Genomic DNA, 16,196 nt, shown 5'->3' with positions numbered 1-16,196 from the left:
TTTCTTAAGGAGGTTGGGTTTTCATCCATAACCTCCTTGATAGTAATGTTTTTTTTTGTTAGCCTCGCCTAAAGACGAATAGTGATAGCAGGGTGCTTATGCCTAAACAATTTGATCAACTAAAACTCTGGAGTGTTATTGTTTGTGATACTGGTGATCCAGAATTAATTAAAGCTTCTGGAGCTCAAGACGCAACTACGAACCCTTCTCTTATCCTAAAGGTGGCTCAGGAACCAAAATATCAAGAATTGTTAACCGAAGCTATTGCTTGGGGAATTCGACAAAATGGCGACGATGTTCAAACATTGACTTTTGTATTAGACAAAATACAAGTTAATTTTGGTTTGGAAATTCTTAAAGCTATTCCTGGTCGAGTATCACTAGAAATTGATGCCCGTCTATCTTTTAATACAGAAGCCATGGTGCAAAGGGCTGTTTTTCTAAGTCAATTGTTTGAGGCTGCCGGAGGAGATAAGAAACGTCTTTTAGTGAAAGTTCCTGGCACTTGGGAAGGTATCCGTGCTGTTGAAATATTGGAGAAACAAGGAATTGCTTGTAATGTTACTTTGATTTTTAACCTTATTCAAGCTATTGCTGCTGCACAGGCCAAGGCAACAGTGATTTCTCCATTTGTTGGCCGTATTTATGATTGGTGGATAGCAGCTTACGGGGAAGAAGGATATTCTATAGATTCAGACCCTGGTGTTGCTTCTGTAACTAATATTTATACGTATTATAAGAAATTTGATATCCCCACGCAAGTCATGGCAGCTTCTTTCCGTACGAAAGAACAAGTCCTTGCGTTAGCAGGATGTGATTTATTAACTGTTTCTCCAAAGTTATTGGATCAATTAAAGCAAGGTGAGTCGCCAATTACTAGGAAGCTTAGTGTAGAAGAAGCTAAGAAGTTGGATGTGCAAGCTGTGGAATTAACAGAAAGTGTATTCCGGTTCTTAATGAATGAAGATGCCATGGCTACTGAAAAACTTGCTGAAGGTATTCGTATATTTTCTGGAGATACTCAAATTCTTGAGGCAGCAGTCACTGAATTTATTAAGCAGATAGCTGTACAAGATGCATAAGTGAAGAACTGCCTTTAAGTTAGAAGTACTTGAAGGCAAATACAAGAAGATAAGATGAACCATAACTCGTTGCTTGTTTTTTCCTGTCCTTGCTGTTGTAAAGGAGAAGTTGCCTTTTCCTTAGTTAGTTTGGAGAAGGTATTGGTATGTAGTTGTTGTTCTTCTACATATGCTTTTGACGCAGCAATGCGTAATGCAATTCATCAATTTGCTGCATTGTGTATGAGAATTCATGATGCCTCTCCTTTGCTGGGGAGCGCAGCAGTTTCTGTATCAGTTCAAGGTACTTCAATAGAAATTCCTTTTCAATTGCTTTTTTCTAGGTTTCCTGTAGTTTTTAATCTTACTATTGATGGGAAGAAGATAAACATTCATTTTATTTTTGATGCTTTGAAAAATGAGATATTACATCAAGAAAACAAAGTGCTGCTTCAAAAGTAATTAATTTGTCTCTCCGTGAAATTGTTTTAATGCCTCTTTAAGGATAGCATCTCCGGACATGGTTTCTTTATTAGATAATTTAAATGAGGCCACGGTCTTTAAGAAAATAAGGGAAACTGCAGGGTAATCATCAAGAGTTGCTGTGCTTGTAAAGATATAAGCAGTATGGTTAATAACGGAGACTCCTTGTAAACAGAAGACCTTGCCCCAAGAAGAATTTTTTTCTGTTTTAATAATTGTGAATTCCCCACTAGGCGATTTTATATGAGCGAAAACGGAGGAATCTAATGTCATGTCATTGGACTTATGATATGTAAGAATTTCTTCAATATACTCTGGCTGGCTTTTTGCAGTGATTTCTTGAGAGATATTGATAGTTGGAGTTAGAGATCCTGATCCTTTGCCAATAAAAACAACATCTAACTTATCAGGAAGTTGAGTTTTATCATTAATACCCTGCCAATTACTAGGGATTTGAATAGAGTATTCTTCTGCTGAATAGAGTTCCCATGATATAAGAGGCTTTGTTTTATTTGTTGAGACACTTCTTTTTTTAGATACACTTCCCGTTCTTGATTTACTACTCTTAATAGAGGGAGAATTTTTCTGTTTCCTTTTCTGCATGACGCTTGAAGGGGTTCTTATAGTTTTTTTACGTTGTTTACAGGTGAACCATAAGATTGAGGAGTATTGCACAGGAGTGCCATACTGATAAGCCATAAAGAAAAGATAGCATGAGTTTTCATAAAAATCTTTTATTTAATTTTATTTAAATGACTAATGCGATAGTCTTTTGACTTATTTGAATTGTATTCGATTTTTTTTTAAAGATAAACTTCCGTTTTCTTGAATGAAGGTGGCAGATATGGCAGATCTCAGTGCAGAAAATAAACTTAAACAAATCTGCGATGCTCTAAGAATAGAAACTTTGAAGCCCGCAGAAGATGAAGCAGCCACTATAGTAGAGAATGCAAAGGAAAATGCAAAAAGGATTGTTCTAGAAGCTCAAGAAGAAGCTAATCGAATTATAGAAACTGCCCGAGAAGAAGCAGAACTTAAATTGAAACAAGGTGAAGCCTCTTTAGCTCAAGCAGGTAAACGTGCCTTAGAAGCTTTGAAGCAAGCTATTGAGAATAAGATATTCAAAGAGTCTTTGGCTGAGTGGTTAGAAAATGTTTTAATAGATTCTGATGTATCTGCGAAGCTCATATCAGCTTTAATTCAAGCAATTGAAGAAAAAGGGATCTCCGGAGAGTTAATAGCTTATGTAGGGAAGCACGTTGCAGCAAGATCTGTTAATGAAATTCTCGGAAAAGAAATATTAGCGAAACTTAAAAGTGAAGGAGTAGCTATTGGTAAATTTGTTGGCGGAGTGCAATTAAGAGTAGAAGACAGGAATTTAGTATTGGATCTTAGCTCAGATGCTTTACTTGAACTTCTATCTCGTTATTTGCAAAAAGATTTTCGTGAAATGGTATTCCAGGACTCTTAAAGCATTGATTCGTAGTTATTTTGAGTCCTGATTAAAATTAGAGTTATTGTAATGACTCAGTATTGCTTTTTATCTTTATTTTTTCTTCATCAGGCTCCTAAATCTCAGCCCGTTTATTCTTTTGAAGATCTTGATGATCTTTTGCAATTGAATCTATCGAAGAAAGACTTTGGATATTATGTAATTTTAAAGCGATTTTTTGATTTTAATAATTTCGCATTTTTTTGGGCAGGTAAGCCTATCTCTCAATCCTTTGGTACAGTGACACAAAAAAATGTAGAAAACATGCTTCGTTTAAAGCAGTGGGCTGATGATTGTGAGTTTGAGGACTTTTTTAAGGATTTTCTTTTACAATATAAAACTTCTCAGGAACGCTTAGATAACTTTTCTCATTTAGTTGGGGAATTTTTAGCTTATTATCAAAATAGCTCCTCAGAGTTCCTTCGGACATATTTTACATTTAAGCAAAATATCCGTGTAATATTAGCAGGATTTCGAGCTCGAGTACTGAATTTGGACGTTTCCTATGTATTGCGAAACGAGGATAGTTCAGATCCAATAGTGTTGCAAGTATTAATGCAGAAAGATTCCCCTCATTATGAACTTCCTCAAGAGTTTGCTGATTTAAGTAGTATGTTGGAGGATTACGGACGCTTACCTCATACATTAAATCGAACACTATCATTGTATGAGTTTCATAAGATAGAAGAGATGTATCGAGATAAATTTTTTGATTCAGATGCAGTTTTAGCAAAAATTACAACGTACCTTTTGGCTATTTATAATAGTGTAGCGAATGTAGAGAAGGGTAGAAATATTATCAATTCTATGGAAAGGGCAATCACATGGTAGCAACTTCAGAACAAACAACACAAGGATACGTAGTAGAAGCCTACGGTAATTTATTGCGTGTACATTTTGATGGTCATGTTCGTCAGGGTGAAGTTGCTTATGTAAATGTAGATAATTCTTGGTTAAAAGCAGAAATCATTGAAGTCGTTGGTCAGGAAGTCAAAATGCAAGTCTTTGAGGATACTCAAGATGTGCGTAGAGGGGCTTTAGTTACTTTTTCGGGGCATCTATTGGAAGCAGAACTTGGTCCAGGGCTTTTACAGGGTATTTTTGACGGTCTTCAAAATCGTTTACAGGTGCTGGCTGAAAGTAGCATTTTTTTAAAAAGAGGTAATTACGTTAATGCACTGTGTAGACATACCCTATGGGAATATACTCCTCAAGTTGTTGTAGGCGATCTTGTATCTCCAGGAGATGTGATTGGTTTGGTTAAGGAAGGGTGCTTTGATCATAAAATTATGGTGCCTTTGTCTTGTTTTAAAGATCTCACAATTACTTGGGTGATTTCTGAAGGTAGTTATAGCGTTGATACGGTGGTAGCCAAAGCTCGCGATGTAGATGGGAAGGAATATAATTTTACCATGGTACAGAAGTGGCCAATTAAACAGGCCTTCATTCGTGGAGAGAAGATTCCTTGCTCAGAGATTATGGAAGTTGGAGTTCGGATTTTAGATACACATATTCCTGTATTGAAGGGTGGAACATTCTGTACTCCAGGACCATTTGGAGCAGGGAAAACAGTATTACAACATCACTTATCTAAATATGCTGCGGTAGATATTGTTATTTTATGTGCCTGTGGAGAACGTGCAGGGGAAGTCGTAGAGGTGTTACAAGAGTTCCCCCATCTTAAGGATCCACATACAGGAGAGTCTTTAATGCATAGGACATGTATTATTTGTAATACTTCATCCATGCCTGTGGCTGCTAGGGAATCATCTATATACTTAGGCATTACTATAGCAGAATATTATCGCCAGATGGGGTTGGATGTCTTGTTACTCGCAGATTCTACATCCAGATGGGCTCAAGCTTTAAGAGAGATTTCTGGAAGGTTAGAAGAAATCCCAGGAGAGGAAGCTTTTCCTGCGTATCTTGCATCACGTATTGCAGCATTTTATGAGAGAGGTGGAGCTCTTCTTACGCCTAGTGGTTCTGTAGGATCTTTAACCATATGTGGTGCCGTATCTCCTGCAGGAGGGAATTTTGAAGAACCTGTTACTCAGGCTACCCTGTCAGTAGTAGGAGCTTTCTGTGGTTTGTCAAAAGCTCGTGCTGATGCTCGACGGTATCCTTCAATCGATCCAATGATTTCTTGGTCAAAATATCTCGATCAAGTGGGAGCTATCCTAGAAGATAAAGTTTGTGGATGGGGAGAAGCTGTAAAAAAAGTAGATCGTTTGTTACGTGAGGGTTCTGAAATTGGCAAACGTATGGAAGTAGTCGGAGAAGAAGGGATTTCCATGGAGGATATGGAAATCTATCTAAAGTCTGAATTATATGATTTTTGTTACCTTCAACAGAATGCTTTTGATCCTGTAGATTGTTATTGTCCCTTTGAGCGACAGATTGAATTATTTACATTAATTAATCGTATTTTTGACACACAATTAAGTTTTGATTGTTCTGATAATGCAAGAAGTTTCTTTCTTGAATTACAAAGTAAAATTAAAACTTTGAATGGCCAGGAGTTTCTTTCTGATGAGTATAAGAAAGGAATGGAGGTGATTCATAAGTTGTTAGATGCAAAGATCGCACAAACAGCGTAGATAGAGTTATGCAGACAATATATACAAAAATTACTGATATTAAAGGGAATTTAATCACCGTAGAGGCCGAAGGAGCTTGTTTGGGTGAGCTAGCAGAAATCGAACAAATGGACGGACGGTCTTCTTATGCCTCTGTTCTGCGTTTTGACTCTAAGAAGGTTACTTTACAGGTATTTGGAGGAACTTCAGGATTATCTACAGGAGATCGAGTTACTTTCTTAGGGAGACCTATGGAAGTGGTTTATGGGGATTCCTTATTAGGAAGACGATTAAATGGTCTTGGGAAACCTATTGATGGTGAAGGGGAGAGTTTTGGGGATCCCATTCAAATTTCCACACCCACATTTAATCCTGTACGTCGTGTAGTCCCTAGGGATATGGTACGAACTAATATTCCTATGATTGATGTATTTAATTGTCTGGTTAAATCGCAAAAGATTCCTATTTTCTCTTCTTCTGGAGAGAAACATAATGCATTGTTGATGCGCATAGCGGCACAAACAGATGCGGATATTGTTATTATCGGTGGAATGGGGTTAACTTTTGTTGACTACAGTTTTTTTGTTGATGAATCTAAGAGATTAGGTTTTGCCGATAAGTGTGTGATGTTTATCCATAAAGCTGTTGATGCCCCTGTAGAGTGTGTATTAATTCCTGATATGGCTTTAGCATGTGCTGAGAAGTTTGCTGTAAACCATAATAAGAATGTTTTAGTGTTACTGACTGACATGACTGCTTTTGCAGATGCTTTAAAGGAAATTTCTATTACTATGGATCAGATTCCTGCAAATCGTGGGTATCCAGGATCGTTATATTCGGATCTCGCTTTGCGTTATGAAAAAGCAGTAGATATTGCTAACGGAGGGTCAATCACAATTATTAGTGTTACGACTATGCCAGGAGACGATATTACTCATCCTGTCCCTGATAATACAGGATTCATTACTGAAGGACAGTTCTACTTGAAAAATAATCGGATTGATCCCTTTGGTTCTTTATCAAGGTTAAAACAGTTAGTTATTGGTAAGGTGACTCGAGAAGATCATGGAGATCTTGCGAATGCTTTGATTCGTCTGTATGCAGATTCTCGTAAAGCAGCAGAAAGAATGTCCATGGGATTTAAATTATCTAACTGGGATAAGAAGCTATTATCATTTTCTGAGTTATTTGAAACATGGTTAATGAGTTTAGAGGTAAATATTCCTTTAGAAGAAGCATTAGATATTGGCTGGAAAATTCTTGCTCAGAGTTTTCATTCTGAGGAAGTTGGTATCAAGGAACAATTGATTAATAGGTATTGGCCGAAATCATGTCTTCACAGATAAAGTTTACAAAAAATGCATACCGTTTAGGGAAGCTAAAGCTTGCTCGTTTAGAGACATACTTGCCTACATTGAAGTTAAAGATGGCACTATTGCAAGTAGAAGTTGCTAATGCAATACGTGAAGCAAGTCATTGGCAGCAAGTATATCAAGAATTTCGGGATCGTATTTATTCTTTTGCCGAATTGTTTAGTATTCCTCTCTATGTGGATGCTGTGATGAATAGCTTTAAGATCGAGAGAGTGGATAAAAATTATGAAAATATTGCAGGAGTTGAGGTTCCTGTAATTAGGGATATTGTTTTATCAGAGTTTTCTTATTCTGTTTTAGATACTCCTATTTGGATTGATACTCTAGTTTCGTCTTCTCGAGAATTTGTAGTGAGTAAGGTGCGAGCTGAAATTGCTTTAGAAAAGCAAAAGATTTTAGAAGAAGAATTACGAAACATATCTATTCGCGTAAATCTTTTTGAAAAAAAACTTATTCCTGAAACAACGCAGATGATTAGAAAAATCGCTATTTTTTTGAGTGACCGTAGTATCACAGACGTGGGTCAAGTAAAAATGGCTAAGAAAAAGATACAACAGCGTAAGGAGGAATCCGAATGCGCGTAGATGTAGATAAGTATCTCTTTATTGGTCGAAATTCTTCAGAATTTTTCTCAGCATGTAGAGAACTTGGGGTTGTAGAATTTATCTCTAATAAAAAGCTAATTCTTTCAGAAAAATTGCATCGTTTTTCTGAATGTTTGAAGATTTTAAATTCATTGGACAGAGAACCCTCTGCTGATTTAACAACACGTAAAGCTGAAAATATTTCGGTAGAAGAGATTTTAGATGAGGTCATCTCTTTAAATCAGGAGATTTCTTCTTTAACGGAGACTTATAAGGTTTTAAAGAAAGAAATTATTCGTATCCGACCTCTTGGGCAGTTTTCATCTAATGATATTATTGAATTTACGCAGAAAACAGGATTAACTATTAGATTTTTTTATAGAAAGCATGTGGATGGTCAATCTTTAGAAGTAGATCAACCTAATGTTTTCTATTTGTCTACAGCATATAATTTTGACTATTTTGTTGTTATAGGCATTGTTAATTTATCAAAAGAAGAGTTTACAGAAATAGATGCTCAAAATTCTGTTAATGAATTGCAAGTTCAAGAATCTATTCTTTTAAGGGACATTCATAGCAAGAAGTCACGCATTCATGAATTGTATGCTTATCGTCAGGATATTTTAGAAGGCCTGTGTAATTATGATAATGAGCTACAATTAAAACACGTAGAAGATAGTGTTGAAGAGTTATTTGATGGTAAAGCATTCACAATTACTGGGTGGGTAATTTCTGATCGCATAAATGAATTGAAACACTTATGCGATCAGCATGATGTATGCATGTATAAAGTAGCTCCTGATCCTGAGGAGATTGTTCCTACTTATCTAGAAAATGATGGTCTTAGCCGTATTGGCGAGGATCTTGTCAATATATATGATACTCCCGCGTCTTCAGATAAAGATCCTTCTCTATGGGTATTTGTTTCATTTGCTATCTTTTTCTCTATGATTGTGAATGATGGAGGTTATGGCCTTTTATTTTTGGCATCCTCGTTGTTTATAACGTTTAAAGCTCGTCGTGCTCTTAAGAGATCCAAAGCCTTATCTCGTTTTTTTAAAATGTTTTCCATTTTAGGTATAGGATGTATTGCTTGGGGATTTGCAACGACATCATTTTTCGGAATGACGATTAATTATACAAATCCTCTACGTCAATATTCTTTGACACATCTGTTAGCTTTGAAGAAGTCCGCGTATTATTTAAATGAACATCCTAAAGGATATAAAGAACTTCTCCATGAGTATCCAGCACTGAAAGATAAGACTACTCCCGAAGAATTTCTGTTGTTTTCAGAAAAAAGTAGTGGAGACGTTGTGGGACGGTGCATTGTTTATGATAAATTTGTGGATAATATTTTAATGGAGTTAACTTTATTCATAGGTGTTATCCATATGTCACTGGGTATGTTGCGATATATGCGGCGGAGATATTCAGGTATAGGATGGATTATATTTATGTGCGGAGCCTACCTATACCTTCCTGTGTATTTGCAATCAGTATCTCTAATACACTATCTATTTGGTATTCCTTATGAGTTTGGAGGGATTCTTGGATATTACGGTATATTTGTAGGTATAGGTCTTGCTGTTTTAGGATCCCTATTTCAATATGGTTTTCTAGGTATTAGTGAGATCGCTACTATTGTACAAGTGTTTTCTGATGTACTTTCTTATTTGCGTATTTATGCTTTGGGATTGGCAGGAGCTATGGTAGGTTCAACTATCATGCAAATAGGTCAATGTTTCTCTCCAATAATTGGCTGGGCTATTATTCTTTTTGGTCATTCAGTGAATATTCTTCTTTCTATTATGGGAGGAGTAATTCATGGCCTCAGGCTAAATTTTATCGAATGGTATCACTATAGTTTTGATGGGGGAGGTAAGCTTCTTCGGCCTTTAAGGAAAAAAGTATGTCGTCATGTTATAGATTCTTAGGGATTCGTTTAGATAATAATTCCTTAGTCTGATAGAATTCCTCGGTTCTACAAAATTAGATAATTAGAATGGTTTTTGTTTTGTCTTTCGTTGTTGTTATTTAGAGGAGTATATAATGGTTGATTTATCGGTTGTAGGGCCTGTTTTAGCCATGAGTTTAGCAATGATCGGTAGTGCCATAGGTTGTGGTATGGCTGGGGTTGCTTCACATGCTGTAATGTCTCGTATTGAAGAAGGACATGGGAAAATTATTGGCCTATCAGCAATGCCTTCGTCTCAATCTATTTATGGGTTAATTTTTATGCTCTTACTTCGAGATGGAGTTAAAGATGGAAAAATTTCTCCTATTGGGGCAATTGCTATGGGAGTATCTGTAGGCGTTACTTTATTAATATCTGCTGTAATGCAGGGGAAATGTTGCGTAAGTGGTATACAAGCTTATGCGCGTTCTTCAGCTATTTATGGTAAATCTTTTGCTTCTATTGGGATAGTTGAATCATTTGCACTCTTTGCTTTTGTTTTTGCGCTATTATTATTCTAAGATTTTTGGTGCTGTCGTACTGCTTTCCTCAATATTTGTTATATTGAGCTTATCCTCGTGTTCTCAGCCATCGTTATCTTCTTTTACTGAATTTATAGATAATGATTACACAGCTGGGGCGCAACTAGGTATCGAACAGGGAGCAGGTCATGACGAACTATTTGGTCAGCAGGTGGTAGTTACCTGGAGTTTGCCTTACCGGATGCAAAAGCTATTGCCAGCTACTTTGCATCTTTCTATTTATTACGGTGATGGAAAAACAGAAAAGTTAACATACGAAGTGCGTCAGCTTTCAGGATACAGTGTTTATTGTTTAAAAGGTGACGACTACTATAATCGCCAAGGTATTGTTTCTTATAAAGTCTCTTTATTGAGCGAAGATAAGGAAATCGTGAGCAGACGACACCATATTTGGACTGAAGTCATTGCTGTAGATACCTTTGGTGCTCCATGATGTACATGTGTCTGTTCTAAAATGTATTTAAAGATATGGATATTAATATGGAAGAGGATGAATTTCCTAGGGCTTATGATTCTAAAGAAATAGAGGCAAAGTTATATGCCTTTTGGGAACAATCCTATATGTTTGTGGCTCATAGTGAAAGCGATAAGCCTCCGTATGCTGTTATTATGCCTCCACCCAATGTGACAGGTATTTTACATATGGGACATGCTCTTGTAAACACACTTCAAGATATTCTCATTCGTTACAAGCGTATGTCAGGATTTGAAGTTTGTTGGATTCCTGGCACAGATCATGCAGGGATTGCTACACAAACTATAGTGGAAAGACATTTATATTCTTCCTTGGGTAAACGTCGTGTAGATTTTTCTAGAGAAGAGTTTTTATCTCATGTTTGGACATGGAAAGAGAAAAGTGAGTCAGTGATTCTTTCACAATTGCGTCAATTAGGTTGTTCGTGCGACTGGTCTCGATTACGATTTACGATGGAGCCATTGGCCAATCGTGCTGTTAGGAAGGCATTCAAAGATTTGTTTGATAAAGGGCATATTTATCAGGGGTATTATCTTGTAAATTGGGATCCCGTATTACAAACAGCTCTTGCTGATGATGAAGTGGAATATGAAGAGAGAGATGGATGGCTCTATTATATTCGCTATCGTGTAGTAAATAGTAATGAAGAAATTATCGTAGCTACTACGCGTCCCGAAACATTATTAGGGGATACAGCTATTGCTATTTCTCCTAATGACAAGCGTTACTCTCATTTACTGGGTTCTAAGGTTTACTTACCCTTTGTTAATCGCGAGATTCCTATTATTGGGGATGTATCTGTTGATCCTTCATTTGGGACGGGAGCAGTAAAAGTAACTCCTGCTCACGATAAAGATGATTATCGTATAGGATTGTCTCATCATTTACCCATGATAAATATTTTCACTCCCACAGGTGAGATTAATGAGAATGGAGGAAAATTTGTAGGCTTGAGTCGGGAACAGGCTCGTACAGATATTATTTTGGAGTTAAATACTCTAGGATTATTTGTAAAAAAAGAACCCCATAAATTACGAATAGGAGTTTCTTATCGTTCTGGAGCAGTTGTCGAGCCCTATTTATCGAAGCAATGGTTTGTTTCTGTAGATCATTTTCGTGATGACTTGCGAGGATTCGTAAATCATGAGGAGATACAAATTTTCCCTCCAGAATTTAAGAGAAATTATTTATCTTGGGTGAACAATTTAAGGGATTGGTGTATTAGCCGGCAATTGTGGTGGGGACATCGTATTCCAGTATGGCATCATAAGCATGATGCTGATCGTAAGATTTGTTATGACGGTGAGGGTGTTCCCGAAGAAGTAGCTCAAGATCCCGACTCTTGGTATCAGGATCCTGACGTACTTGATACATGGTTTTCTTCTGGATTATGGCCATTAACATGTTTGGGATGGCCAGATCTAGAGTCTCAAGATTTCGAAAAATTTTATCCCACAGCTTTATTGATCACAGGACACGATATCTTATTTTTCTGGGTTACCCGCATGGTATTGTTGTGTAGTGCTATGGTGAATAAACAGCCGTTTTCTCATGTATTTTTACACGGGCTGATTTTTGGTAAGTCTTATAAACGTTACAATGCATCAGGAGAATGGACTTATATTTCTGGTGAGGAAAAGCATGCATATGACTTAGGGAAAGCTTTACCTCAGGATGTGGTTGCTAAATGGGAGAAGCTTTCTAAATCTAAAGGAAATGTAATAGATCCTTTAGAAATGATTGCTACTTACGGTGCTGATGCTGTTCGTATGACTCTGTGTTCTTGTGCTAATCGTGGAGAGCAGATTGATTTAGATTATCGTTTATTTGAGGAGTACAAAAATTTTGCTAATAAAATATGGAACGGAGCACGATTTATTTTTAGCCATATCTCTCAATTAACCGGTCATGATCTTGCTCAGGGTATAGATATACAATTGTTAGATATAGAGGACTATTTTATTCTTGATAGTTTTAATAATTTATTAAGACAACTTGAATCGGCTTATACTGTATATGCTTTTGATAAAATTATTTCTATGTCGTACGAGTTCTTTAAAAATGACCTTTGTTCTACGTATATAGAAATTATTAAGCCAGTTTTATTTGGTAAAAGGGGAAATGAAGAAACTCGTTTAACGAAACAAAAACTATTATCTGTTTTACTAGTCAATGTGCTAGGGGTATTACATCCTGTTGCACCATTTATTACTGATACTCTGTTTTTAAGATTGAAGGAGTCTCTTGGAGAATTACCATTAAATTGTTCAGATGCAATTACTAGTCACGCTTTATCTATGTTGCGAGCAGATTCTTATATGTGTTCTCCTTACCCACAGGAAATCAAGATTCCGTTTCCTGAACATCTTCAAGAGTCATGGGCGCTTGCTGAGCGCCTTGTCTATACAATTAGAAATATTCGAGGAGAAATGCAGATAGATCCTCGGATATCTTTAGATATATTTATTCTTTGTCCTGAAACGGTATCTATAGACCCGTATATTCCTATAATGCGCGCTTTATGTGGTTTATCTGTTGTGGAATGTCTACAAGAGCAACCTAAAGATCGTATGTATAGTTTAGGGGTTGTTGATAATATTCGGTTAGGGGTATTTGTGCCTTCCCAACATCTTGCTAAGGAAAAGAGTCGCTTAGAGAAGGAGAAAGCACGTTTAGAAAGCATGATTAAAAGTATTTCAATTTTATTGGCTAGTGAAAATTTCCGTACTAGAGCGAATCCTGATTTAGTACATAGTAAAGAAGAAGCTTTGAAGAATCATCGTATTGAATTACAAAACATTCTGAATAAGCTGGCATCATTTTCGTAAGATGAGGGGATAGGACTCTTTGCAACGTTATGATATTATCAGAATGATTGGTAAAGGAGGCATGGGAGAAGTATATTTAGCCTATGACTCCATATGTTCTCGTAAGATTGCTCTTAAGAGAATGCGAGAAGATCTTTCTGATAACGCATTGTTAAAAAAGCGTTTCCTTAGAGAAGCAAAAATTGCTGCTGATCTTATACATCCTGGTATTGTCCCGGTTTTTACAATTTGTAGTGATCGTGACCCTGTTTACTATACTATGCCTTATATTGAAGGATATACATTGAAAACTCTTTTGAAAAAGGCATGGCGGTGTGATGTTTTATCTAAAGAACTTGCTGAACAAACTTCTGTAGAGAATTTGCTTTCAGTTTTTCATAAGATTTGCTCCACAGTAGAGTATGTACATTCTCGAGGTATCCTTCATAGAGATTTGAAACCAGATAATGTATTGTTAGGATTGTTTAGTGAAGTAGTTATCTTAGACTGGGGCGCAGCAGTATCCAAAGAAATGAAAGAAGATCCTTTTATGATGGATATTGATGTTCCTTTAAGGGGTTCGTTTGAGAATATGACGGTTCCTGGTAAAATTGTCGGGACTCCTGATTATATGGCTCCCGAGCGCTTATTAGGAACTCCTGCTTCAGAGAAAACAGACATTTATGCTTTGGGAGTGATTCTCTACCAGATGCTGACTTTATCCTTCCCCTATCGTTCAAAAAGGGGAAAGGCAATTCCTGCACATCATGAGATTAGTTTCCCCGAGGATGTAGCTCCTCATCGAGAGATACCCCCTTTTCTGTCTCAGGTAGTCATGAAAGCTCTAGCTGCAAATCCTCAGGATCGATATTCCTCAGTAAGAGAGCTGAAGTTAGCTATTGAGCAACATTTGAGAGGTAGTCCTGCTTGGTTCCCAAAAATCGTATTGCACACTCACGATACGCGTTTGTGGAGATTTCATGAACCTATTTTACTATCGAAGTATTTTCCTACATTAAAGATATCGTCTGCATCATGGTATAATTTATTAATTTCTAAAATAGAGAGTTTTTCAGAAGTACGGTTAGAGTATACCCTAACTCGCAAGGGACTAGAAGAAGGGTTTGGTATGTTATTGCCTCCTTTTGAAGACAATAATTATCGAGATTTTTATCGTGGCTATGGTTTTTGGTTGCATTTGTGTGATAACACACTTTCTGTATCTCTTGTAAAAGACGGCTTAGAAATTCAAAAAACTTCTCAATATATTTGTTCTGATAAGCAGGAGTTTTTAATTGCTTTTGAAAAACAAAATCACCGCTTATCTCTGCTTATTGATCATGTAGTTGCTATGCTTCACATGGATTACTTTCCCGGTCGAGGAGGATGTATCGGGGTTATTATTCAGGATGTGTCTGATCTTTGTGGAGGTATTACTGTTTTAGAAAGTAGTGGTTCTTTACAGGTAAGTTGTTTAGCCATTCCTGATGCTTTTCTTAATGAGAAGTTATATGATCATGCTATTACTTTTTATCGCAGGATTGTGGAGTCCTTCCCTGGGCGTAAGGAGGGGTATGAAGCACAATTTCGTATAGGGATTGCTACGTTAGAAAAAGCTTCTTCTTTAAATGATTGTCAGGGATTTTTTGAGGCCCTTGAGGAGTTTTCTATTTTACACCATAGTTCTGTAGCACCTTTGGAATATTTAGGGAAGGCTTTAGTATATCAGCGGCTTAAAGAGCATAATGAGGAAATTAAGAGCTTGGTTTTAGCCTTGAAAAGGTATGCGCAATGCCCAGAAATTTCTCGTGTTCGCGATCATGTTATCTATCGTTTGCGCGAATCCTTATATCGTGGGCATCGACTGACTTTAGTTCTCATGCTTCTAGTGCTTCACATAGCTCCACAATCAATAACATCTGCTGAAGAAAAGTATTTTTTAAATAACCTTCAGGAAAAAATTTCAACCACTCTATTTTGTAGTTTAGATATTTCGCCTATAGATTTTCGCTCATCTAAAATGGAGTTGCTACTCAGTTTTTGGTCGGGATTTACTGCTTTTTTACCTGGATTATTTCAAAGATCCTGGGATTTAAAGGATTATCGTGGCCTTGCAGATATTTTTTATTCTGCTATGGATGTTGGTGATAGGGAGTTCGTCATTGAACACTCCGAAATATTGCGTCAGAATTTGTTAAAAATTCCTTGTACTGAAGACATGGTTGAAATTCCCCCGGAAAAGTTGCTGGTATTTCTTTCAGCATTACACGGGATGATCCATGGAGAACCACTTGAGAAAATTTTTTCTCATGTGGAAGATTTGGATCCTGTTTTGATCATATATTTATTTGATCTTTTTTCTAAAGAAGCCTTGATGCAGGGGCGTGGTCAGCAAATTCTCGATGTCATTCTTTTAATTAGATCTTATCTTTCTGACAAGCAATATGATGAATATCTTCTTCCTTATGAAATTTTTGCTTATTTATGGCTCAAAGATGATTGTAAGGTTTATGAACTTCTATCTAGTCATTATTCTATAGAGTCGTGGTTAGATGACCATAGTTATGCATTTGTGTTTTATGGTTGTTGGCTAGCACTTACTGAAGATTCTCATCTAGCACATATGCATTTTTCTGGGTGTCGAGATGATTATGTTTCTCCAAGATCATTGATTGGTTGGGCATATAGTTCTCTAGGTTCATATAGTCAGGATTTAAGCTACCAAGAACAAAAGATATTATTATTACAGAAATTCATTTTTACTCATTGTTTAGGAAATAATGAGGAGAGAGATAGTCTTCAAGTAGCTTATACTAAATTTATACAAGAACGTCCTTTATAAT

The 16,196-nt window shown here is 36.6% G+C and carries 13 protein-coding genes; 12 read left to right on the top strand and 1 reads right to left on the bottom strand.

Going from position 1 to position 16,196, the window contains the following annotated elements:
• Window positions 1-98: 98 nt before the first annotated feature.
• Together tal and RT28_RS02225 are read left to right on the top strand one after the other, a co-directional pair.
• A complete protein-coding gene (gene tal / locus RT28_RS02230; protein WP_038500619.1) occupies window positions 99-1,082 on the top strand; it encodes a transaldolase in 984 nt (327 codons plus the stop codon).
• A 54-nt stretch (window positions 1,083-1,136) separates the two neighbouring features.
• Window positions 1,137-1,523, top strand: coding sequence for a ferredoxin (locus tag RT28_RS02225; RefSeq protein ID WP_020356363.1), 387 nt, complete (start codon window positions 1,137-1,139; stop codon window positions 1,521-1,523).
• On the opposite strand, the gene RT28_RS02220 is transcribed toward RT28_RS02225, so the two are convergent.
• Window positions 1,524-2,243 carry a hypothetical protein gene (locus tag RT28_RS02220; protein WP_338077757.1) on the bottom strand — a complete coding sequence of 240 codons (720 nt, stop codon included), beginning with the start codon at window positions 2,241-2,243 and terminating at the stop codon, window positions 1,524-1,526.
• Window positions 2,244-2,388: 145 nt separating this feature from the next.
• Here RT28_RS02220 and RT28_RS02215 point away from each other — a divergent pair, with 145 nt between their 5' ends.
• The 10 genes from RT28_RS02215 (at window position 2,389) to pknD (ending at window position 16,195) form a co-directional block, all read left to right on the top strand.
• Window positions 2,389-3,015, top strand: coding sequence for a V-type ATP synthase subunit E (locus tag RT28_RS02215; RefSeq protein ID WP_038501290.1), 627 nt, complete (start codon window positions 2,389-2,391; stop codon window positions 3,013-3,015).
• Between the two features lie 51 nt (window positions 3,016-3,066).
• Window positions 3,067-3,867: a DUF2764 family protein gene (locus RT28_RS02210; RefSeq protein ID WP_038500616.1), complete on the top strand. Its 801-nt coding sequence runs from the start codon at window positions 3,067-3,069 to the stop codon at window positions 3,865-3,867.
• Complete coding sequence (locus RT28_RS02205; protein WP_020356358.1) at window positions 3,861-5,636, top strand: V-type ATP synthase subunit A; 1,776 nt, start codon at window positions 3,861-3,863, stop codon at window positions 5,634-5,636. The genes RT28_RS02210 and RT28_RS02205 overlap by 7 nt, the downstream gene beginning before the upstream one ends.
• Window positions 5,637-5,644: 8 nt before the next feature.
• On the top strand, window positions 5,645-6,961 hold the full coding sequence (locus tag RT28_RS02200) for a V-type ATP synthase subunit B (protein ID WP_038500613.1): 1,317 nt from the start codon (window positions 5,645-5,647) through the stop codon (window positions 6,959-6,961).
• Window positions 6,946-7,572, top strand: a complete 627-nt coding sequence (locus tag RT28_RS02195) for a V-type ATP synthase subunit D (protein ID WP_020356356.1) — start codon at window positions 6,946-6,948, stop codon at window positions 7,570-7,572. Before RT28_RS02200 ends, RT28_RS02195 begins: the two co-directional genes overlap by 16 nt.
• The gene (locus RT28_RS02190) at window positions 7,563-9,509 is read left to right on the top strand and encodes a V-type ATP synthase subunit I (protein WP_038500610.1); all 1,947 of its coding nucleotides are present in this window, start codon (window positions 7,563-7,565) and stop codon (window positions 9,507-9,509) included. Before RT28_RS02195 ends, RT28_RS02190 begins: the two co-directional genes overlap by 10 nt.
• 115 nt (window positions 9,510-9,624) lie before the next feature.
• A complete protein-coding gene (locus RT28_RS02185; protein WP_038500607.1) occupies window positions 9,625-10,050 on the top strand; it encodes an ATP synthase subunit C in 426 nt (141 codons plus the stop codon).
• Window positions 10,010-10,504, top strand: coding sequence for a hypothetical protein (locus RT28_RS02180; RefSeq protein WP_038500604.1), 495 nt, complete (start codon window positions 10,010-10,012; stop codon window positions 10,502-10,504). The genes RT28_RS02185 and RT28_RS02180 overlap by 41 nt, the downstream gene beginning before the upstream one ends.
• A gap of 47 nt (window positions 10,505-10,551) precedes the next feature.
• Complete coding sequence (locus RT28_RS02175; RefSeq protein ID WP_038501288.1) at window positions 10,552-13,374, top strand: valine--tRNA ligase; 2,823 nt, start codon at window positions 10,552-10,554, stop codon at window positions 13,372-13,374.
• 19 nt (window positions 13,375-13,393) lie between these two features.
• Window positions 13,394-16,195 (top strand): serine/threonine-protein kinase PknD, encoded by a 2,802-nt coding sequence (pknD, locus tag RT28_RS02170; protein WP_038500601.1) that lies wholly within the window; start codon window positions 13,394-13,396, stop codon window positions 16,193-16,195.
• Window position 16,196 lies beyond the last annotated feature (1 nt).

The sequence above is a fragment of the Chlamydia avium 10DC88 genome, assembly GCF_000583875.1.
GTDB classification, from domain to species: domain Bacteria; phylum Chlamydiota; class Chlamydiia; order Chlamydiales; family Chlamydiaceae; genus Chlamydia; species Chlamydia avium.
Note: the sequence above shows the minus strand (reverse complement) of the source record. Positions and strands in the feature narration are given on the sequence as shown.

Bases quoted from the DNA above. Each gene is read 5' to 3' on its own strand.
- RT28_RS02215 (WP_038501290.1), top strand. From the start codon at position 2,389: ATGGCAGATCTCAGTGCAGAAAATAAACTTAAACAAATCTGCGATGCT.
- RT28_RS02185 (WP_038500607.1), top strand. From the start codon at position 9,625: ATGGTTGATTTATCGGTTGTAGGGCCTGTTTTAGCCATGAGTTTAGCA.
- tal (WP_038500619.1), top strand. From the start codon at position 99: ATGCCTAAACAATTTGATCAACTAAAACTCTGGAGTGTTATTGTTTGT.
- RT28_RS02190 (WP_038500610.1), top strand. From the start codon at position 7,563: ATGCGCGTAGATGTAGATAAGTATCTCTTTATTGGTCGAAATTCTTCA.
- RT28_RS02210 (WP_038500616.1), top strand. From the start codon at position 3,067: ATGACTCAGTATTGCTTTTTATCTTTATTTTTTCTTCATCAGGCTCCT.
- RT28_RS02225 (WP_020356363.1), top strand. From the start codon at position 1,137: ATGAACCATAACTCGTTGCTTGTTTTTTCCTGTCCTTGCTGTTGTAAA.
- RT28_RS02195 (WP_020356356.1), top strand. From the start codon at position 6,946: ATGTCTTCACAGATAAAGTTTACAAAAAATGCATACCGTTTAGGGAAG.
- RT28_RS02200 (WP_038500613.1), top strand. From the start codon at position 5,645: ATGCAGACAATATATACAAAAATTACTGATATTAAAGGGAATTTAATC.
- RT28_RS02175 (WP_038501288.1), top strand. From the start codon at position 10,552: ATGGAAGAGGATGAATTTCCTAGGGCTTATGATTCTAAAGAAATAGAG.
- RT28_RS02220 (WP_338077757.1), bottom strand. From the start codon at position 2,243: ATGGCTTATCAGTATGGCACTCCTGTGCAATACTCCTCAATCTTATGG.
- RT28_RS02205 (WP_020356358.1), top strand. From the start codon at position 3,861: ATGGTAGCAACTTCAGAACAAACAACACAAGGATACGTAGTAGAAGCC.